Below are 20,373 nucleotides of genomic sequence, written 5' to 3' on the forward strand. Positions count from 1 at the left end.
GTGTTTCTACCTCAGCTTCAGGGTGGCAAGGCCGATCAGCACGAGAATCACGGTGATGATCCAGAAACGGACGATCACGCGTGGCTCGGGCCAGCCCTTGAGTTCAAAGTGGTGGTGAATCGGCGCCATGCGGAATACACGGCGACCGGTCAGCTTGAAAGAAGCAACCTGAATCACGACCGACAGGGTTTCCATCACGAACACACCGCCCATGATGAACAGGACGATTTCCTGGCGAACGATCACAGCAATGGTGCCCAGCGCCGCGCCCAGCGCCAGCGCGCCGACGTCACCCATGAAGACTTGCGCCGGGTAGGTGTTAAACCACAGGAACCCCAGGCCCGCGCCGATCAACGCGCCGCAGAACACGATCAGCTCACCGGCACCCGGTACATAAGGGATGAGCAGGTACTCGGCGAACTTCACGTTACCCGACAGGTAGCAGAAGATCCCCAGGCCGCCGCCGACCATCACCGTCGGCATGATCGCCAGGCCGTCGAGGCCGTCGGTCAGGTTGACCGCGTTGCTCGAGCCGACGATCACGAAATAGGTCAGGACGATGAAGCCTGCGCCCAGCGGGATGCTGTAGTCCTTGAGCATTGGCAGGATCAGCGTGGTTTCCACCGGGGTGGCGGCAGTCATGTAAAGGAAGATCGCCGCGCCCAGGCCGAACACCGACTGCCAGAAGTACTTCCAGCGGCTCGGCAAGCCACGGGAGTTTTTCTCGATCACTTTGCGGTAGTCATCGACCCAGCCGATGGCACCGAACAGCAGCGTCACCAGCAGCACGACCCAGACATAACGGTTGGACAGGTCAGCCCACAACAGGGTACTGACGCCGATAGAGGACAGAATCAGCGCGCCGCCCATGGTCGGGGTGCCCGACTTGGACAGGTGCGATTGTGGACCATCGTTGCGAACGGATTGACCGATCTGACGGTTCTGCAGGGTGCGGATCATCCACGGGCCATAGCACAGCGACAAAACCAACGCGGTCAGTACACCGAGAATCCCGCGCAGGGTCAGGTACTGGAAGACCGCGAAGCCTTTGTAGAACTGTTGCAGATACTCCGCTAGCAGCAGCAGCATTAATGTTTCTCCAGGCTGGTCCCACACAAAGCGGCGACGATGTTTTCCATCGCAGCGCTGCGCGAGCCCTTGATCAAAATGGTGGTGTTTGTGTCTTGCTCGGCGCCCAGGGCCTTGATCAGCTCAGCCTGCGTGCTGAAGTGATAAGCCTGTGGACCGAAGGCGTTGACGGCGTGAAGCATCATTGGCCCGACGGCGTACAGCGCAGAAACCTTGCCACGGGCGTACTCGCCCACGTCGCGGTGCCCCTGCTCCGCCCAATCGCCCAACTCGCCAATATCTCCGAGCACCAGAACGGTGCGGCCGGAAAAGCCGGCCAGTATATCAACGGCGGCACACATGGAGGTGGGGTTCGCGTTGTAAGTGTCATCGATCACGCGCATGCCATTAGTGGCCAGTTGCGCGACGGTGCGCCCCTTGACCGGCTGCACCGCGCCGAGGCCAGTGGCAATGCCGAACAACGACACGCCCAAAGCATGGGCGGCAGCTGCGGCGGCCATGGCGTTGGCGACGTTGTGAGTACCGAGCAGGTTCAACTGAACACGCTCCACACCTTCAGGGCTGTGCAGATTGAATGCCGGGCAACCGCGAGCATCGGTGGCCAGGTCACTGGCATGGAAGTCCGCATTGCTGTTGCTCAGGGCAAACGTCAGTACCTTGCGACCGGCAGCGCGTTTCTTCCAGATCTCGAAGGCCTTGTCGTCCAGATTGAGAACGGCGATGCCATCGGCATCCAGCCCTTCAATGATCTCGCCCTTGGCCTCGACAATTTTTTCCGGCCCACCGAATTCGCCAACATGGGCGGTGCCGGCATTGTTGAGAATGGCGACGTGGGGCTTGGTCAAGCCAACGGTGTAGGCAATTTCACCCAGGCGCGAAGCACCCAGCTCAATCACGGCGGCGGTGTGTTCCGGCGCCAGTTCGAGCAGGGTCAACGGCACGCCGAGGTCGTTGTTCAGGTTGCCACGGGTCGCCAGCACCGGACCGCGGGTACGCAGGATGCTCGCCAGCATTTCCTTGACCGTGGTCTTGCCGCTGGAGCCGGTAACGGCGGCGACCGGCTGATTGAAGGCCGAACGATTCAGTGCGCCCAGTTGCCCAAGGGCCTGGCGGGTATCGCTGACGAGCAATTGCGGCAGGGCGCTGTCGGCGACTTCGCGCTCGACCAGTGCCGCCACTGCGCCTTTGGTTGCCACGTCATTGAGATAGTCATGACCGTCGAAACGTGGACCAGCCAAGGCGATAAACAGCTGGCCCGGCTTGATTGCGCGACTGTCGATGCTGACGCCGTCGAAGCTGGCATCCGTACTGATCAGTTGGCCATTGAGCGCGCGGGTCAGCTCACTCAGTTTCAAAGCCTTAAGCATGGGCCACCTCCCAGGCGGTCAAGGCATGATCAGCCTCGACCAGATCGGAGAAGGCGTGGCGTACGCCGTTGATTTCCTGATAATCCTCGTGACCTTTGCCCGCGAGTACGATCACGTCGTCCGCCGAAGCTTCAGCGATCAATTGAGCAATCGCCTGACCACGGCCCGCCACAAAGGTGACTTTATCCACAGCCGTGAAACCGGCGCGGATGTCATCGAAAATAATCGCCGGATCTTCGGTACGCGGGTTGTCATCGGTTACCAGCACGCCATCCGCCAGACGCTCGACCACTTCCGCCATCAGCGGACGCTTGCCGCGATCGCGATCGCCGCCGCAGCCGAACAGGCACAGCAAACGGCCTTTGACATGCGGGCGCAACGCGGTGAGGACCTTTTCCAGGGCATCCGGGGTATGGGCGTAATCGACCACCACCAGCGGCTGGATACCACCGCCCAGGCGCTGCATGCGACCGGCCGGGCCTTCGAGCTTCGGCAGTACCTTGAGAATTTCGTCCAGTGCGTAGTCCAGGCCGAGCAACGCGCCAACAGCGGCCAGTACGTTGCTCAGGTTGAAACGCCCGAGCAAGGTGCTGCGCAAATGGTGTTCGCCCTGCGGCGTGACCAGCGTGGCGCGCACGCCTTCGTCGTCGAAATGCGCTTCGCGGCAATACAGATAGGCACTTTTGTCGAGCAGACTGTAGGTGATCAGCCGCGACTCACGCTTGTCGGCGGCCAGTTGCCGGCCGAACTCATCGTCGAGGTTAACCACCCGGCATTTCAGGTCGTTCCAGGCGAACAGCTTGGCCTTGGCTTCGCCATAGGCCTGCATGGTCCCGTGGTAGTCCAGATGATCGCGGGACAGGTTGGTCATCACCGCCACATCGAATGCCAGCGCGGTGACCCGCCCCTGATCCAGACCATGAGACGAGACTTCCATGGCCACGGCTTTGGCACCGGCTTTTTTCAGGTCGCCAAGGGTCGCTTGCACGGCAATCGGGTTCGGCGTGGTGTGCAGACCGCTTTCAAGTGCGCCGTAGAAACCGGAGCCCAGGGTGCCGACGATTCCGCAGTGCTGGCCAAGCAGGTCCAGCGCCTGGGCAACCAGTTGGGTCACACTGGTTTTGCCGTTGGTACCGGTCACGCCGATCAGGTTCAGGTGATGGCTCGGTTCACCGTAAAAACGTCCGGCGATATCCGACAACTGCGCCGCCAACCCCTTGACTGGAATCAATGGCACGTCGGTAATCGGCAGCACGGTGGCGCCTTCCACCTCATAAGCCACGGCGGCGGCGCCGCGTTGCAACGCATCGCCGATATGCGAACGGCCGTCGAATTTAGCGCCCGGCACCGCGAGGAATAGATCACCCGCGCGCACGTTGCGGCTGTCGAGCGCCAATTCACGGATCAACAGATCGTGGCCGGCGTGGGGGAAAATTTTGTTCAGACTTAATGACATCAGCCGCGCCCTCCATTGGCTTTCAGCGGAACGACCGGGGTGGCGTTGGCTTGTTGAACAGGTGGCAGGTTATCCGGGGACACATTCATCAGGCGCAGGGTGCCGGACATCACTCGGCTGAACACAGGCGCCGAAACCAGACCACCGAAGTAACCGGCCTTGGTCGGCTCATCGATGACGACCACGATGGCGTAACGCGGGTCGCTCATCGGCCCGAAACCGGCGAACAGCGAACGATAGGAGTTTTCTGCATAGCCCTTGGTACCGACCGAGGTTTTACGCGCAGTACCGGACTTGCCGCCGACGTGATAGGCCGGCACTTGTGCACGGAACACACCGCGAGGGGCCTCGATCACCTGTTGCAACATGCCGTGCATGGTTTTGGCGACCGCTTCCGGCAGTACCTGCGTGGTTTGCGGCATTTTGTCGGTTTTGATCAGTGTCAGCGGCGCAAGGCGACCGTTATTGGCCAGCGCCGAGAATGCATGGACCAACTGGATAGCCGTCACCGAAACACCGTAACCGTAGGACAGCGTGGCCGTTTCGGCCTTGCGCCACTCGCGATAGTTCGGCAGGTTACCGACGCGCTCACCCGGGAAACCGAGGCCAGTGTCCTGGCCGAGGCCAAGTTTTTGTGCTAGGCGGAAAATGGTTTCGCCACCGATATCGAACGCGACCTTACTCATGCCGACGTTACTGGAATTGATCAGAATGCCGGTCATGTCCAGCACCGGACCTTCGGTCTTGGATACGTCCTTGATGGTGTACTTGCCAATCTGCAAGGAGCCTGGGTACACCTCGACGGTATCGGTCGGCTTCCAGCGCCCGGTTTCGATGGCCGCGCTCATGGAAATCGCTTTCATGGTCGAACCCGGTTCGAACACGTCGATCATCGCGCGGTTACGCATCATCGCCGGCTGCAGGTTGCGACGGTTGTTCGGGTTATAGGTCGGCTGGTTGACCATGGCGAGGATTTCGCCGGTCTTCACATCCATGATCACCAGACTGCCGGCCTTGGCGCCGTTCTCGATGATCGCGTTGCGCAACTCGCGGTTGGCCAGGTATTGCAGGCGCAGGTCAATGGACAACGCCAAGGGCTTTCCGGCCTTGGCGTTTTTGGTGACCTGGACATCCTTGATCAATCGGCCACGCCGATCCTTGATGACCTGTCGCTTGCCGGGGACCCCGGCCAGCCATTCGTCATAGGCCAACTCGACACCTTCTCGACCATGGTCATCGATGTCGGTAAAACCGACCATGTGGGCCGTGACTTCACCGGCCGGATAAAAACGACGGAACTCTTCGATGCCGTAAACGCCAGGGACTTTCAGGTCGAGCACAGCCTGGCCTTGCTCAGGCGTCAGCCCGCGCACCAGGTAGATGAATTCTTTATTGGCCTGGGCCTCGAGACGCTCGGCCAGGGCTTTAGGGTCTTGGCCCAATGCAGCGGCCAATGCCGGCCACTTCTCTTTGGCCAGTTGCATTTCCTTGGCGTTGGCCCACAGGGTAGTCACCGGTGTACTGACGGCCAGCGGCTCGCCGTTGCGGTCGGTGATCAGACCACGGTGAGCCGGAATCGGAATATGACGAACGCTGCGCGCGTCACCCTGCCCCTTGAGGAAGTCACGGTCAACCACCTGCAGGTCGATGATGCGCCAGCAGATCGCGGCCACCATGACACCGAGCAAACCCACCACCAGACGGAAGCGCCACGGAAAGAGTGCACCTTCGAGCTTCATCATGGCGCCACCATCTGCACTTCAGCGGCACCGGGAATACGCATTTTCAGCTGTTCGGTGGCCAGCACTTCGATTCGGCTATGGGCAGTCCAGGTGCTCTGCTCAAGAATCAACCGCCCCCACTCGGCCTGCGCCTTGTCACGCACGCTCAGCTCGTTGTACAGCGAGTTGAGCAACTGGCGATTCCAGTGCGCGCTGTAAGAAACGCCGATGGCAGACACAAGCACGCCAATGAACAGCAGCAGCATGAAAAAGCTTCCGCCGGGCAGTGGCTTGGCGAAGAGCTTGCTCACCGCAGCTTCTCCGCCACACGCATGACAGCGCTACGGGAACGTGGGTTGGCCTTGAGTTCGGCATCGGAGGCCGTCTGCGCTTTGCCATGGACTTTGATTTTCGGTTCGAAAGCTACATGCCGAACCGGCAGGTTGCGCGGCAGGTTGTCGGCTTCGCCTTTCACCAGCTTGCGCATGAACAGTTTGACGATGCGGTCTTCAAGCGAGTGAAAGCTGATCACGACCAGACGACCGCCGACTTCCAGGCAATCCAGCGCGGCTTCGAGACCGGTTTCCAGATCGCCCAGTTCGTTGTTGACGTGAATTCGCAGGCCCTGGAATGCACGGGTTGCAGGGTTCTTGCCCTTTTCCCAGGCCGGGTTGGCGACTTTCAACACTTCAGCCAGGTCGGCGGTGCGCTCGAACGGCTTGATGTCGCGACGCTCGGCCACGGCACGGGCCATGCGCCCGGAAAAGCGCTCTTCGCCGTACTCCTTGAACACCCGGGCAATTTCTTCCACCGGCGCAGTATTGACGAATTCGGCTGCACTGATCCCGCGAGACGGGTCCATGCGCATATCCAGCGGGCCATCATTGAGGAAACTGAAGCCTCGCTCCGGGTCATCGAGCTGCGGAGAAGACACGCCGAGGTCAAGCAAGATACCGCTGACCTTGCCATGCAGGCCGCGCTCGGCCACTTCGGATCCGAGTTCGGCAAAGCTGCGCTGCACAACGACAAAGCGGCCGTCTTCGGCCGCTAGCGTCTGCCCGGTGGCAATCGCTTGAGGATCTTTGTCGAATCCGAGCAGTCGTCCATCCGGCCCCAGCCGGCTAAGGATCAACCGGCTGTGCCCGCCGCGCCCGAACGTGCCGTCCAGATAGCAGCCATCAGGACGTACGGCGAGAGCCTCGACGGCTTCGTCAAGCAGTACGGTGATGTGGTTAAAGCCGCTATCAATAGTCACAGGATCAAATCACGCAGTTCATCAGGCATGGCGCCCGGTTGTTGAATAGCTGCCAGGTCGGCGGCAGAAACCGCATTCCAGGCGTCCTCGTCCCACAATTGGAACTTGTTCAGTTGGCCTACCAACATCGCGCGCTTATCCAACTTGGCATATTCACGAAGACGCGGTGGAACCAGGAAACGACCACTGCCATCGAGCTCGAGGTCGACGGCATTACCAATCAGTAAACGTTGCAGACGGCGGTTCTCTTCGCGAAGCGAAGGCAGTGCGCGCAGTTTGGTTTCAATAATTTCCCACTCATCGAGGGGGTAAACACACAAACACGGATCAACGGCATCAATTGTGACGATTAACTGACCGGAACTACGCGAAACGAGCTCGTCACGGTACCGGCTCGGCATGGCGAGACGGCCCTTTGCATCGAGACTGATAGCGTTGGCTCCGCGAAACACGTCAGCGTTTCTCCAAATATTAGCGTTTTGCGCTCAAAAAACCCACTTCATGCCACTTTCCGCCACTTGCGCACACTATAGGAATGCGCCCACCACACCGTCAAGGCGCGCATTGAAGGAAAACCCTTACAGAACTGAGATTTAGGAGCATAAAAGGAGGTGCAACGAGATTCCGGCAGATGAAACTGCCCGATAACTTGAATCAGCACAGAAGGCTGCGTTCGGAAGTTAAAGTAATTTATTAAGAGTAAGATTTTTTCGGTATTACGAAAGTGCTTCTGCCGACGATTCTGAAAGGAGGGGAAATCGATGTTGCGTTGAGTTTATGTGCTCGTTACCAGCGCAGGCTAATCGGCATCATAAAACCTCTTCTGCCGGTGATCCGCGGGGAGGGAAATGGCTATCACCACCCCTGCCAAATGATTTAAGCAGAGAAGAGAAAAAAGGTGGAGAGTCGATCTGTAAGCCGGGTTCTGTCTTGAACAGTCATTCGTCTACGATGGCCATCACTGGACACCTTTAGCAACCTACCCGGTCCCAGCGCGGGCCACGCCTTGGGACCCTATTTGGTCTTGCTCCAAGTGGGGTTTACCTAGCCACGAACTGTTGCCAGTCGTGCGGTGCGCTCTTACCGCACCTTTTCACCCTTACCGGCGCCGAAACGCTTAGGCGGTTATTTTCTGTGGCACTTTCCGTAGGCTCACGCCTCCCAGGCATTACCTGGCACTTCGCCCTATGGAGCCCGGACTTTCCTCCCCCCCCTAATTTTCATAGAGGGCAGCGACTGTCCGATCGACTCTCCGCCGCGAAGGTTAACGGCAGAGCGTCCGAAGAACAAGCGCTAAAAGCCCTTGGCCATGCCTGCGCGTCGGGTTTTATTCGCCCTTCTGTTTATCCAGTGCAACTTGATAGAGCACATTCTTGCGCTCACCGGTAATTTGCGCGGCCAATGCCGCGGCACGCTTGAGGGGCATTTCTTCGAGCAACAGATTAAGGATGCGCATCGCTTCGCTGCTGACAGCGTCCTCGCTTTCGGGCGCCGACCAACCTGCGACAAGCACCACGCACTCGCCGCGCTGCTGATTGCTGTCCGACTCGACGAACTGGCGCAGCTCGGCCAGGGGCAAACCCTTGAGCGTCTCAAAGGTCTTGGTCAGTTCGCGCGCCAGCAAGGCAGGACGGTCGGCGCCGAACACCAACTCCATGTCCTGCAAGCATTCAAGGATGCGATGCGGGGCCTCGTAAAAGATCAACGTGCGAGGCTCTTCCTTTATCGACTCAAGCCGAGCGCGCCTGCCCACTGCCTTTGCCGGCAGAAAACCCTCAAAGATGAAACGATCCGACGGCAGCCCGGCCGCCGACAATGCCGCGATCAATGCACAAGCGCCCGGAACCGGCACCACATTGATCCCGGCAGCCCGTGCCTGACGCACCAGGTGATAGCCCGGATCCGAAATCAGCGGCGTACCGGCATCAGAGATCAGCGCCACATCATCACCCGCAAGCAGGCGGGTAATGAAGCGACTGCCTTCGTCACGCTCGTTGTGCTCATGGCAAGCGGCCAGCGGCGTGGGAATGCCAAAATGTTGCATCAAGCGCTGGGAGTGGCGGGTGTCCTCGGCAGCGATCAGGGCGACCTCGCGCAGGATTTTCAGCGCACGCGCACTGATGTCGTCCAGGTTGCCGATGGGCGTCGCCACCACATAAAGCGAGCCAGCAGCGGAATTCAAAGCACCTGGAGCAGTCAAAGCGCACACCTCATGATCGATAAAGCCGCCATTGTAGCGCGTAGCGACGCTTGCGATACGCGCAAGCAGCACTCGGTTTTTCAGCGTTTTGTGCCGCGCCGCAACATTTGCACGAGCTAAATTGATCGATTCGCGCCAGCGACATCGCGCCCCGGCCAGTGCTTGGGTACAATTCCACGCTAATTTGATCGAGTATCAGGAACACTTACATGATCGCTTGCCTGCGGCTGTTCACTGCCCTCTGCCTCGCTGCCTTGCTGGCGGCTTGCGCCAGCTCGCCCTCCTCCAGCCTTGGCGAACTTCCACGGACCCCGGATGCCAGTATCGAGCAACTGCTCGAAAAAGCCGCCCAAAGCAAATCGCCGGAAGATGCTGCCCTGCTGCGCTTGAGTGCAGCAGACCTGGCCTACCGCCAGGGCAATGCAGCCCAATCCGCGCAAATCCTGCAACAAGTGCCGGTCGAGCAACTCAAGCCCGGCCAACAGGTCTTCGCCAATACACTGGCCGCCGAATTGGCCATGACCCGCAACCAGCCGAAAGCCGCGCTGACCGCCTTGAGCCATCCAAGCCTGCAGCGCCTGGGTGAATTGCCGGAAGAGCAGCAGGTCCGTACCGGCACTGTTCGTGCCCGCGCCCTTGAAGCCGATGGTCAGACCCTGGCCGCCGCCAAGGAACGCATCTTCATTGCGCCAATGCTCAGCGGAGAAGCCGCCAGCAAAAACCACGAAGCGATCTGGGCACTGATCGCCTCGCTGCCGACCGACCAATTGCAGCCGAACACCACCGACGACCTCGGCGGCTGGATGGGCCTGGCGCTGGCGGTCAAGTCTGCCGGCACCGTGGAACAGCAACAGGCCGCCATCGATAACTGGCGCAAGCAGAACCCGAAGCACCCGGCCGCCATTCAGCTGCCATTGCCACTGACCAAACTTCAGGAACTGGCCAGCCAGCCCCTGAGCAAGATCGCCCTGCTGCTGCCTCAGGACGGCCCGCTGGCCTCAGTCGGTAAAGCACTGCGCGAAGGCTTCATGGCTGCTCACTACCAGGCACAACAAGCCGGACAGAAGCCGCCAGCCATCGAGTTTTATGACAGCTCGCGCCTGACCTCTCTCGACGAGTTCTATCGCAAAGCCCAGGCCGATGGCGTGCAACTGGTCGTCGGCCCACTGGAGAAGCCGCTGGTCAAACAGCTGAGCACTCGCCCGCAATTGCCGATCACTACCCTGGCGCTGAACTACAGCGAAGGCGATCAAGGCCCGGCTCAACTGTTCCAGTTTGGCCTTGCCGCTGAAGACGAGGCCCGTGAAGTGTCTCGCCGCGCTCGCGCCGACGGCCTGCATCGCGCCGCCATCATGGTGCCGAAAGGCGAATGGGGCGACCGGGTACTTCGTGCGTTCAGCCAGGACTGGCAAGCCAACGGCGGCAGCATCGTCGCCACCGAGCGTGTCGACCAGCCGGTCCAACTGGCCCAGCAGATCGCCGACATGTTCCAACTGCGCCAGAGCGAAGGTCGCGCCAAGAGCCTGCAAAGTACGGTCGGCTCGCAAGTCGCCGCCCAGCCTTCCCGTCGCCAGGACATCGAATTCATCTTCCTGGCTGCCACGCCACAACAGGCTCAACAGATCAAACCGACCCTGAATTTTCAGTACGCGGGTGACGTTCCGGTTTACGCCACGTCCCACGTGTTCAGTGCCAGCGGCGATGTAAACCAGTACAACGACATGAATGGCATTCGCTTCTGCGAAACCCCATGGCTGCTGGATGCCAACGATCCGCTTCGCAAGCAAGTCACGGCACAATGGCCACAAGCTGCAGGCAGCCTGGGTCGCCTTTACGCAATGGGTGTCGACGCCTACCGCCTGGCGCCACGCCTGGGGCAACTCAAGGCTCTGCCAGACAGCCGCATCGAAGGCCAGTCGGGCAGCCTGAGCATGACGCAGCACCAGCGCGTCGTACGACAGCTGCCATGGGCAGAGTTCGTCAACGGCCAGGTCCAGCGCCTGCCGGACACTTCGCGCTGATGCCTGACAGGTCACGCCAGCAAAGCGGTAAGGATGCCGAGCGCCAGGCGCTCGAGCATCTTCAAAAACGAGGTCTGCGCCTGCTGGCGCAGAACTGGTTATGCAAACGCGGCGAGCTTGATCTGGTCATGCTAGATGGCGATACAGTAGTATTCGTTGAAGTTCGCTACAGAAAAAACACTCAATGGGGTGGCGCGCTCGATAGCATTGATGAGCGCAAACGGCAAAAACTGATTTTTGCCGCGCAATATTTTCTTCAGCGCGAGTCACGCTGGGCCAATTCCCCTTGCCGTTTCGACGTGGTCGCCATTGATAGCGATCTCGATCAGCTGAACTGGTTACAGAATGCCTTTGACAGCTGATCGCTCGCGCCCCGAAACGGACAACACCCAACACTTTTGCTCTTTGCTTTGCGAGCTGCACACTCACGTGCCGGATAGCCGCGCTCATTAAGGTCACACAGATGGACATGCAATCCCGAATTCGCCAGCTTTTTCAGGCCAGTATCGACACCAAGCAACAGGCGATGGAAGTACTTGCACCGCACATCGAGCAAGCCAGCCAGGTCATGGTCAACGCCCTGCTCAACGAAGGCAAAATGCTGTCCTGCGGCAACGGCGGCTCTGCCGGTGACGCCCAGCACTTTTCCTCCGAGTTGCTCAATCGCTTCGAGCGCGAGCGTCCGAGCCTGCCCGCCATTGCGCTGACCACCGACAGCTCGACGATCACCTCGATCGCCAACGACTACAGCTATAACGAAGTTTTTTCCAAGCAGATCCGTGCTCTCGGCCAGCCGGGCGACGTACTGCTGGCGATTTCTACCAGCGGTAACTCGGCGAACATTATTCAGGCGATCCAGGCCGCACATGATCGTGAAATGATTGTCGTAGCATTGACCGGTCGCGATGGCGGCGGCATGGCGTCGCTGCTTTTGCCCGAGGACGTGGAGATTCGCGTACCGGCCAACGTCACCGCACGTATCCAGGAAGTCCACCTGCTGGCGATCCATTGCCTTTGCGACTTGATCGACAGCCAACTGTTCGGGAGTGAAGAATGACCCCTAATCGCCTCGGCCTACTGGCCCTGACCCTGTGCCTCGGCATCAGCGGCTGCACCTCGGTGGTTAATGCCAGCCGTGAAGCCCCCATTGAAGATGACCGCGGCACACGCACATTCGGCAGCAAAATCGACGACTCCCTGATCGACACCAAAGTCGGCGTGAACGTCGCCAAGGCCGACCCGGCGCTGGATAAGGACTCGCACATCGTCGTCACCAGCTTCAACGGCGTCGTACTGCTCGCCGGACAAACGCCACGCGCCGACCTCAAGGCGAAGGCCGAACAAGCCGCCGCCGCTGTTCAACGCGTCAAGACTGTGCACAACGAAATACAGATCCTGCCACCCTCCGGCTTCCTTGCCCGCCAGAACGACACCTGGTTGACCTCCAAGATCAAGACCCAGATGCTTGCTGACCCGAACATCCCAGGTACGCGAATCAAGGTTGTCACCGAAAACGGCATCGTCTATCTGCTGGGTCTGCTGACCAAGCAGGAAGCCGCTCAGGCCACCAATCTGGTGCAGGGCGTTTCCGGTGTGCAGAAGATCGTGAAACTGTTCGAATACATCGACTGATACCACGCTCCCGTAGGAGCACAGCCTGCTGGCGATGGCGCCTCTGAGATCGCCATCGCCAGCAAGCTGTACTCCTACAAGTAATAAAAAAGGCGATCCTTGCGGATCGCCTTTTTTACTACTTCACCACTTTCAGGCTTGGTCGACCGCTGGGACGCGGCGGCTCACTGTCAGGTGGTGGAACATCATCATCTGGCTCGATCTCGTCCTCGTCTTCCATAGGCGATTCCAGATCGAACACCATGCCCTGACCGTTCTCCCGGGCATAGATACCCAGGATCGACGCGATAGGCACGTACAAGGTGTGCGGCACACCACCGAAGCGGCCTTCGAAACTCACCGCCTCGTTGTCCATATGCAAGTGGCGTACAGCTTGTGGCGATACGTTCAGGACAATCTGCCCGTCACTGGCAAAGCCCTGAGGCACCTGCACCGACGGATACTCGGAATTGACCAGCATGTGCGGGGTGCAGTCGTTGTCCACAATCCACTCGTAGAGCGCGCGGACCAGATAAGGTCGACTGGAGTTCATAGCGGCTCCTTTAGCCTTAGCGCATGTCGCGTTCGACACCAGACAGACTCGCCTGGAAAGCCTCACGCGCAAACTGGCGCTCCATGTAATCAAGCAGCGGCTTGGCAGGCCGCGGCAGTTCTATACCCAGAATCGGCAATCGCCAGAGTATTGGCAATAGGCAGCAATCCACCAGGCTTTGTTCCTCACTGAGGAAAAACGGCTTGTCGGCGAACAACGGCGACACGCCCGTCAGGCTTTCGCGCAGCTCTTTACGCGCCACGGCTCGAGCAGCTTCCTTGGTCCGGGAATCCAGAATCTGATCCACCAGACCACACCAGTCGCGCTGAATGCGATGCATCAACAGGCGACTGTTGGCGCGCGCCACTGGATAAACCGGCAGAAGTGGCGGGTGCGGGTAACGCTCATCCAGATATTCCATCACCACGGTAGATTCCCACAACGCCAGATCGCGATCGACCAGGGTGGGCAAACTACCGTAAGGGTTCACTTCGATCAGTTTAGGCGGCTGGCGGCCAGCTTCCACATAGATGATCTCGGCGCTCACACCCTTCTCTGCCAGTACGATTCGCACTCGGTGGGAATAGTGGTCGGCGGGGTCGGAGTAACAGGCCAACCGATTGGTCACGCCCATGGCGATCCTCCTCGCTTGTAGAAATAATCGAAAGCGGAAAAACGAGCGCGCCCAGAGGACGCCTCCCGTAACGCCTGGCTAGCCAGACTCGTTACACCTTCAGAGACGCCCTTGGGCGCGCGCGATTAACAGCAATTGCTTGAAGCTTTATCAGTGCACGTCTTTCCAGTATTCACGCTTGAGCAAATAAGCGAAAACGAAGAAGAACGCCAGGTACAGCAATACATACGTACCGATGCGCTGATGCTGCAGCTTAACCGGGTTAGCCGAGTAAGCCAGGAAGGTTACCAGATTCTTGACCTTCTCATCGAACTGCTCTTCGGTCAAAGAACCACTCTTCGGCACGATGGTCAGCTGATCGCACGCTTCATGAGTCAGCGCCGTACCCGTCAACGGATCATATTGCTTCTTGCCGTCTTCGACGATCTGAACCTGTTTGCAACCAACAACCTGACGACCTTGCAGGCCGACCAGGACGTTAGGCATGCCCACGTTCGGGAAAACCTTGTTGTTCACACCCCATGGGCGCGACGGGTCTTCATAGAACGACTTCAGGTAACCGTAGAGCCAGTCAGTACCGCGAACGCGAGCAACCAGGGTCAGGTCAGGCGGTGCCGCACCAAACCAGGTCTTGGCGTCAGCCGGCTGCATGCCGATGCTCATGTGGTCGCCAATCTTGGCACCCGTGAACACCAGTTTCTCCAGCATCAGCTCGTGAGGAATGCCCAGGTCATCGGCAACACGCTCGTAGCGCTGGAACTTGGCGCTATGGCAACCCATGCAATAGTTGGCAAACGTACGTGCACCATCCTGCATGGCAGCCTTGTCGGAAACGTCGATGTCGACTTTTTCCAGCTCCGGGCCACCGTGTTCAGCAGCGAAAGCGAACACTGGCAGCGCAGCAAGCATCAATACAGCAAATAGCTTTTTCATCAGCCAGTCACCCTTTCCGGAACCGGTTTGGTCTTCTCGAGCCTGGTGTAGAACGGCATCAAAATGAAGTAGGCGAAGTACAGGAAGGTACATACCTGCGACAGCAATGTACGGCCCGGAGTCGGAGCCAGAACACCCAACACGCCCAGGATCACGAACGAGATGCAGAACACCCAGAGCCAGATCTTGCTCATCCAGCCTTTGTAGCGCATCGACTTGACCGGGCTACGGTCCAGCCATGGCAGGACGAACAGCACGGCAATGGCCGCACCCATGGCGATAACGCCAAGGAGCTTGTCCGGAACGGCACGCAAAATCGCGTAGAACGGGGTGAAGTACCAGACCGGAGCGATGTGCTCTGGGGTCTTGAAGGCGTTCGCCACTTCAAAGTTCGGTTTCTCGAGGAAGTAGCCGCCCATTTCAGGGAAGAAGAACACGATCGAACAGAAGATGAACAGGAACACCACCACACCAACGATATCTTTCACGGTGTAGTACGGGTGGAAGGCAATGCCGTCCAGCGGTATGCCGTTTTCGTCCTTGTGCTTCTTGATGTCCACGCCGTCCGGGTTGTTCGAACCGACTTCGTGCAGCGCCAGAATGTGCAGCACGACCAGACCGAGAATCACGATCGGCAATGCCACCACGTGCAAGGCGAAGAAGCGGTTCAGGGTAATACCGGAAATCAGGTAGTCACCACGGATCCACTGGGTCAGGTCGTTACCGATGACCGGGATCGCGCCGAACAGCGAGATGATCACCTGGGCACCCCAGTAGGACATCTGCCCCCAAGGCAGCAGGTACCCCATGAAGGCCTCAGCCATCAGCGCCAGGTAGATCAGCATGCCGAAGACCCATACCAGCTCACGCGGCTTCTGGTACGAACCGTAGAGCAAGCCACGGAACATGTGCAGGTAGACCACGATGAAAAACGCCGAAGCGCCGGTGGAGTGCAGCAGGCGCAGGATCGAGCCGTACTCGACGTCGCGCATGATGTATTCGACAGAAGCAAAGGCTTCTTCCGCCGACGGGGTGTAGCTCATTGTCAGCCAGACGCCGGTTACGATCTGGTTAACCAGAACGAGCAGTGCCAGGGAGCCAAAGAAGTAGAAGAAGTTGAAGTTCTTCGGGGCGTAGTACTTGCTGAGATGGTCTTCCCACATTTTGGTCGCGGGAAAGCGCGCATCAACCCAATCCATGAACTTGCTCATCACGCTTTCTCCGTATCGACGCCAACGACAATGATGTCATCGGTCTCATAGGAATGCGGGGGTACTGGCAGGTTCAAAGGCGCAGGTTGCGACTTGTAGACGCGGCCAGCCAGGTCGTAGTGGGAGCCGTGGCAAGGGCAGAAATAGCCACCTACCCAGTCCTTGCCCAGGTCAGCAGGAGCGACTTCAGGACGGAATGTCGGCGAGCAACCCAAGTGCGTGCAGATACCAATCAGCAGCAAAACCTCAGGCTTGATCGAACGCGTTTCCGGATCGACATAGGTCGGTTGTGTCGAGTTCTTGGAGGTCGGGTCAGACAGCTGGCCCTCGATCTTTTTCAGATTCCCCAGGATTTCCTCAGTACGGCGGACAATGAATACCGGCTGACCGCGCCACTCAGCAATCATCTGCTGGCCTGGCTCGATTTTGCTGACATTCACTTTCACCGGTGCACCTGCGGCTTTCGCCTTGGCACTGGGAAACCATGACCCCACGAACGGGACCGCAGCCCCCACCGCTCCTGCAGCACCCACCACGGATGTGGCTGCTACCAAGAAGCGACGCCGGCCTGCATTCACGCCGTCATTGCTCATTCAGTCCTCTCCCATCAGCTTTGTGGCCTGTTAAATCAGGCATCTACTAAGTAAAACTCTGTACTTATAAAAATTTTGCCGAATGGTAATGAAAAGCCCCAATTCTGACAAGGTAATTACCCTGGGGCACTCCTCCCGAGCCTTGTAGTATAGGGCCTCTACGGATGTGGCAAGTTGTCACAGCGCAATTCTTTGATAAATCGCAGGCACAAAAAAACGCCCAGCTCCGTGAGGATACTGGGCGTTCTTTTTTGAACGTGGAAGCGAATTAACGCTTCGAGTACTGCGGACGCTTACGCGCTTTACGCAGACCAACTTTCTTACGTTCAACTTCACGTGCATCGCGGGTTACGAAGCCGGCTTTACGCAGAGCGCTGCGCAGAGTTTCGTCGTAGTCCATCAGGGCGCGGGTGATGCCGTGGCGGATTGCGCCAGCTTGACCACTTACACCACCACCGATCACGGTGACGTAGATGTCGAACTTCTCGACAGTCTCAGTCAATTCCAGCGGCTGACGAACTACCATGCGGGCAGTTTCGCGGCCGAAGAAATTATCCAGCGAACGGTTGTTGATGGAGATGTTACCAGTACCCGGACGCAGGAAAACGCGTGCGGTTGCGGTCTTGCGACGGCCAGTGCCGTAATTTTGAGTCGCCGACATAATGAACTATTCCGTTAAATCTTCAGTTCTTGGGGCTGCTGAGCAGTATGAGGGTGTGCAGCGCCCGCATAGACTTTCAGCTTACGGTACATGTCGCGACCCAGCGGGTTCTTAGGCAGCATGCCTTTGACCGCGGTCTCGATCACGCGCTCAGGGGCCTTGGCGATCAGCTTTTCAAAGTTGATCGACTTGATGCCGCCCGGGAAACCGGAGTGGGAGTAGTACATTTTGTCAGTGGTTTTAGCACCGGTAACACGGATCTGCTCGGCGTTGATAACGACGATGTAGTCGCCGGTGTCAACGTGAGGAGTGTACTCAGGCTTGTGCTTGCCACGCAGACGGCTCGCGATTTCGGTGGCCAGACGACCCAGGGTCTGACCAGCAGCGTCGACGACAAACCAGTCGCGCTTTACTGTTTCCGGTTTAGCAGTAAAAGTTTTCATTCTTTATAGCCTCAGGGGCCGCCCTGTAAATTAGACGGCGGATCTTACTGAATAGTGCGTACTTTGACAAGTCAAAGGCAGCCGGAATACAGACGCTTTCGGGGGCTCGGGTCGGCGCGTCCGTTCAACGGCAAGATTCTTCGGCGGCGGCGCATCACTTCCACTGCAGAAAGAGGTGCGCAATTATGCAGATTGCGAAAAATAATTCAACCTGCTTTTATGATTGTTTTGCCCAAGGAGCTCCCCGATGGAGTATCGCCAGCTAGGTCGGACCAATCTGAACGTGAGTGCAATCTGCCTCGGCACCATGACCTGGGGTGAGCAAAACAGCGAAGCTGAAGCCTTTGCCCAGATTGAGCGCGCCAAGAGCGCCGGGATCAACTTCATCGATACCGCCGAGATGTACCCGGTGCCGCCGAAGGCCGATACCTACGCCACCACCGAACGCTACATCGGCAATTACTTCAAGAGCCGCGGCGACCGCGCCGACTGGATCCTGGCGAGCAAGATCGCCGGCCCCGGCAACACCATCGACTACATTCGCGACAAAAACCTTCGACACAACCGCCAGCACATCACCGAGGCCGTGGATGCCAGCCTCCAGCGCCTGCAGACCGATTACATCGATCTGTATCAGTTGCACTGGCCGGAGCGCAGCACCAATTTCTTCGGACAGTTGGGCTACAAGCACAAGATCGAAGCCAATCTGACGCCGCTGGAGGACACCCTCGAAGCCCTCGACGAACAGGTCAAGGCCGGCAAGATCCGCCACATCGGCCTGTCCAACGAAACCCCGTGGGGCACCATGCGCTTCCTCGCCCTGGCCGAAGCCCGTGGCTGGCCGCGCGCGGTGTCGATCCAGAACCCCTATAACCTGCTCAACCGCAGTTTCGAAGTCGGCCTGGCGGAAGTGGCCATTCGCGAACAGTGCGGCTTGCTGGCCTATTCGCCGCTGGCGTTCGGTTTCCTGTCAGGCAAGTACGAAGGTGGCGCCCGCCCGCCAAAAGGCCGCCTGAGCCTCTACAGCCGCTTCAGCCGCTACTTCAATCCACAATCGGAGGCAGCGTGCAGCCGCTATGTCGCACTGGCACGCGAGCACGGCCTGGACCCTGCACAAATGGCCCTGGCATTCGTGACGCAACAGCCGTTTGTGACCAGCAACATCATCGGGGCAACGACGCTTGAGCAACTGGACAGCAACATTGCCAGTTTTGACCTGAAGCTGTCGGATGAAGTGCTGCAAGGGATTGAGGCGATTCACAAGGATCATCCGAACCCTGCGCCTTGATTGATTCATAGGCCCATTCGCGAGCAGGCTCGCTCCCACCAAAATTGCGCTGTACCTGTGGGAGCGAGCCTGCTCGCGAAAGCGGCCTAACAGTCACCTCAATTCAAAGCGACCGCGCAATAATCTCCTTCATGATTTCATTGGTCCCCGCATAAATCCGCTGCACCCTCGCGTCAGCCCACGCCCGGGCGACCGGATACTCCCACATGAAACCGTAGCCGCCATGCAACTGCACGCATTCGTCGAGCACCTTGCATTGCAGGTCGGTACCCCAATACTTGGCCATCGCCGCCGTTGGCACGTCGAGCTTGCCTTGCAGATGCAACTCCAGACAGCGATCGACAAAGACCCGACCGATCTGAATTTCGGTCGCCATCTCCGCCAGCTTGAAACGGGTATTCTGGAAGTCGGCGATCGACTTGCCGAAGGCCTTGCGCTCGCGGGTGTAATCCAGCGTCCACTGCAACGCCGCTTCGGCCGAGGCCAAGCCACCAATGGCTACGGTAAGGCGCTCCTGAGGCAATTCCTGCATCAGGTAGGCGAAGCCCATCCCGGCCTGGCCCAACAAGTTTTCCTTGGGAACCCGGACGTCCTGGAAGAACAGCTCCGAGGTATCCTGGGCCTTCATGCCGACCTTCTCCAGGCGCTTGCCCTTGTCGAAGCCCGGCGTATCGGCCTCCACCAGAAACAGACTGGTGCCCTTCGCCCCGGCCTTCGGATCGGTCTTGGCGACGACTATCACCAGGTCAGCTAGAAAACCGTTGGTGATGAAGGTTTTCGAACCATTGATCACATACTCGTCGCCATCCAGCACGGCAGTGGTCTTCACACCTTGCAGATCGGAACCGGCGCCCGGTTCTGTCATGGCGATGGCACTGACCATCTCGCCGGAGACCAGCTTCGGCAGGTATTTGTGTTTCAGCGTTTCGCTACCGTAATGCAGGATGTAAGGCGCAACGATGTCCGAATGCAGGGAGAAACCGATGCCGGTCAGTCCCAGGCGCCCCACTTCCTCAATCACTACCGCGCTATAGAGAAAGTCAGCCCCCAGCCCGCCGTACTCTTCTGGCAAATGCGAGCACAACATCCCCGCCTCCCCTGCCTTGTTCCAGAGTTTACGGTCGATATAGCCTTGTTTTTCCCATTGCCCATGGAACGGCACGGCCTCTTTTTCGAGAAACGTTCGCACGCTGTCGCGAAAAAGTTCGTGCTCGGAACTGAACAAGGTTCTGGGGATCATGCGGCACCTGTCGTTGTTTTTAGAGGAGGTTGACCTTCAGAGACTAAGCCCCGTGTCCGATACAGGACACTGGACACATCAGACAAAAAATAAGACG

General features: G+C 58.7%; 21 protein-coding genes and 1 other RNA gene. 5 read left to right on the plus strand and 17 right to left on the minus strand.

From position 1 onward, the window contains the following. Positions 1-6 precede the first annotated feature (6 nt). From mraY to rsmI, 9 genes are all read right to left on the minus strand, one after another. Positions 7-1,089, minus strand: coding sequence for a phospho-N-acetylmuramoyl-pentapeptide-transferase (mraY, locus tag HNQ83_RS22930; RefSeq protein WP_015096766.1), 1,083 nt, complete (start codon positions 1,087-1,089; stop codon positions 7-9). Further along, a complete protein-coding gene (gene murF, locus HNQ83_RS22935) occupies positions 1,089-2,456 on the minus strand; it encodes a UDP-N-acetylmuramoyl-tripeptide--D-alanyl-D-alanine ligase (protein ID WP_175391048.1) in 1,368 nt (455 codons plus the stop codon). The genes mraY and murF overlap by 1 nt, the downstream gene beginning before the upstream one ends. Beyond that, positions 2,449-3,912, minus strand: a complete 1,464-nt coding sequence (locus HNQ83_RS22940) for a UDP-N-acetylmuramoyl-L-alanyl-D-glutamate--2,6-diaminopimelate ligase (RefSeq protein WP_175391049.1) — start codon at positions 3,910-3,912, stop codon at positions 2,449-2,451. The genes murF and HNQ83_RS22940 overlap by 8 nt, the downstream gene beginning before the upstream one ends. Next, positions 3,912-5,651 carry a penicillin-binding protein 2 gene (locus HNQ83_RS22945; RefSeq protein ID WP_175391069.1) on the minus strand — a complete coding sequence of 580 codons (1,740 nt, stop codon included), beginning with the start codon at positions 5,649-5,651 and terminating at the stop codon, positions 3,912-3,914. Before HNQ83_RS22945 ends, HNQ83_RS22940 begins: the two co-directional genes overlap by 1 nt. Further along, a complete protein-coding gene (gene ftsL / locus HNQ83_RS22950; protein ID WP_003205353.1) occupies positions 5,651-5,944 on the minus strand; it encodes a cell division protein FtsL in 294 nt (97 codons plus the stop codon). The genes HNQ83_RS22945 and ftsL overlap by 1 nt, the downstream gene beginning before the upstream one ends. After that, positions 5,941-6,888, minus strand: a complete 948-nt coding sequence (gene rsmH / locus HNQ83_RS22955) for a 16S rRNA (cytosine(1402)-N(4))-methyltransferase RsmH (protein WP_372241926.1) — start codon at positions 6,886-6,888, stop codon at positions 5,941-5,943. Before rsmH ends, ftsL begins: the two co-directional genes overlap by 4 nt. After that, a complete protein-coding gene (gene mraZ / locus HNQ83_RS22960) occupies positions 6,885-7,340 on the minus strand; it encodes a division/cell wall cluster transcriptional repressor MraZ (RefSeq protein ID WP_003205355.1) in 456 nt (151 codons plus the stop codon). The genes rsmH and mraZ overlap by 4 nt, the downstream gene beginning before the upstream one ends. Before the next feature lie 446 nt (positions 7,341-7,786). Continuing rightward, an RNA gene (rnpB, locus tag HNQ83_RS22965) (RNase P RNA component class A) lies at positions 7,787-8,140 on the minus strand. A 75-nt stretch (positions 8,141-8,215) separates the two neighbouring features. After that, positions 8,216-9,088 carry a 16S rRNA (cytidine(1402)-2'-O)-methyltransferase gene (gene rsmI / locus HNQ83_RS22970; protein WP_175391050.1) on the minus strand — a complete coding sequence of 291 codons (873 nt, stop codon included), beginning with the start codon at positions 9,086-9,088 and terminating at the stop codon, positions 8,216-8,218. 209 nt (positions 9,089-9,297) lie between these two features. Between rsmI and HNQ83_RS22975 the strand changes: the two genes are divergently transcribed. The 4 genes from HNQ83_RS22975 (at position 9,298) to HNQ83_RS22990 (ending at position 12,741) form a co-directional block, all read left to right on the plus strand. Continuing rightward, the gene (locus HNQ83_RS22975; protein ID WP_175391051.1) at positions 9,298-11,109 is read left to right on the plus strand and encodes a penicillin-binding protein activator; all 1,812 of its coding nucleotides are present in this window, start codon (positions 9,298-9,300) and stop codon (positions 11,107-11,109) included. After that, complete coding sequence (locus HNQ83_RS22980; RefSeq protein WP_175391052.1) at positions 11,109-11,471, plus strand: YraN family protein; 363 nt, start codon at positions 11,109-11,111, stop codon at positions 11,469-11,471. Before HNQ83_RS22975 ends, HNQ83_RS22980 begins: the two co-directional genes overlap by 1 nt. Before the next feature lie 101 nt (positions 11,472-11,572). Then, the gene (locus HNQ83_RS22985) at positions 11,573-12,166 is read left to right on the plus strand and encodes a phosphoheptose isomerase (RefSeq protein ID WP_095192986.1); all 594 of its coding nucleotides are present in this window, start codon (positions 11,573-11,575) and stop codon (positions 12,164-12,166) included. Further along, on the plus strand, positions 12,163-12,741 hold the full coding sequence (locus tag HNQ83_RS22990) for a BON domain-containing protein (RefSeq protein ID WP_175391053.1): 579 nt from the start codon (positions 12,163-12,165) through the stop codon (positions 12,739-12,741). Before HNQ83_RS22985 ends, HNQ83_RS22990 begins: the two co-directional genes overlap by 4 nt. A 118-nt stretch (positions 12,742-12,859) precedes the next feature. Here the strand turns inward: HNQ83_RS22990 and HNQ83_RS22995 are convergent, their stop codons facing one another. From HNQ83_RS22995 to rplM, 7 genes are all read right to left on the minus strand, one after another. Further along, positions 12,860-13,273: a ClpXP protease specificity-enhancing factor gene (locus tag HNQ83_RS22995; protein ID WP_175391054.1), complete on the minus strand. Its 414-nt coding sequence runs from the start codon at positions 13,271-13,273 to the stop codon at positions 12,860-12,862. A 16-nt stretch (positions 13,274-13,289) separates the two neighbouring features. After that, positions 13,290-13,907: a glutathione S-transferase N-terminal domain-containing protein gene (locus tag HNQ83_RS23000; RefSeq protein ID WP_175391055.1), complete on the minus strand. Its 618-nt coding sequence runs from the start codon at positions 13,905-13,907 to the stop codon at positions 13,290-13,292. Between the two features lie 150 nt (positions 13,908-14,057). Continuing rightward, positions 14,058-14,840, minus strand: coding sequence for a cytochrome c1 (locus HNQ83_RS23005; protein WP_175391056.1), 783 nt, complete (start codon positions 14,838-14,840; stop codon positions 14,058-14,060). Then, the gene (locus HNQ83_RS23010; protein ID WP_053154935.1) at positions 14,840-16,051 is read right to left on the minus strand and encodes a cytochrome bc complex cytochrome b subunit; all 1,212 of its coding nucleotides are present in this window, start codon (positions 16,049-16,051) and stop codon (positions 14,840-14,842) included. Before HNQ83_RS23010 ends, HNQ83_RS23005 begins: the two co-directional genes overlap by 1 nt. After that, positions 16,051-16,644, minus strand: coding sequence for a ubiquinol-cytochrome c reductase iron-sulfur subunit (gene petA / locus HNQ83_RS23015; RefSeq protein ID WP_008060255.1), 594 nt, complete (start codon positions 16,642-16,644; stop codon positions 16,051-16,053). The genes HNQ83_RS23010 and petA overlap by 1 nt, the downstream gene beginning before the upstream one ends. A 268-nt stretch (positions 16,645-16,912) precedes the next feature. Continuing rightward, a complete protein-coding gene (gene rpsI, locus HNQ83_RS23020; protein ID WP_003228056.1) occupies positions 16,913-17,305 on the minus strand; it encodes a 30S ribosomal protein S9 in 393 nt (130 codons plus the stop codon). Between the two features lie 14 nt (positions 17,306-17,319). After that, positions 17,320-17,748 carry a 50S ribosomal protein L13 gene (rplM, locus tag HNQ83_RS23025; protein ID WP_003228062.1) on the minus strand — a complete coding sequence of 143 codons (429 nt, stop codon included), beginning with the start codon at positions 17,746-17,748 and terminating at the stop codon, positions 17,320-17,322. Between the two features lie 247 nt (positions 17,749-17,995). Here rplM and HNQ83_RS23030 point away from each other — a divergent pair, with 247 nt between their 5' ends. Beyond that, positions 17,996-19,036, plus strand: a complete 1,041-nt coding sequence (locus HNQ83_RS23030; RefSeq protein WP_175391057.1) for an NADP(H)-dependent aldo-keto reductase — start codon at positions 17,996-17,998, stop codon at positions 19,034-19,036. Positions 19,037-19,139: 103 nt separating this feature from the next. On the opposite strand, the gene HNQ83_RS23035 is transcribed toward HNQ83_RS23030, so the two are convergent. Continuing rightward, positions 19,140-20,276 (minus strand): acyl-CoA dehydrogenase family protein, encoded by a 1,137-nt coding sequence (locus HNQ83_RS23035; RefSeq protein WP_175391058.1) that lies wholly within the window; start codon positions 20,274-20,276, stop codon positions 19,140-19,142. Positions 20,277-20,373 lie beyond the last annotated feature (97 nt).

It is taken from the genome of Pseudomonas sp. C2B4 (genome assembly GCF_013359695.1).
GTDB lineage: Bacteria > Pseudomonadota > Gammaproteobacteria > Pseudomonadales > Pseudomonadaceae > Aquipseudomonas.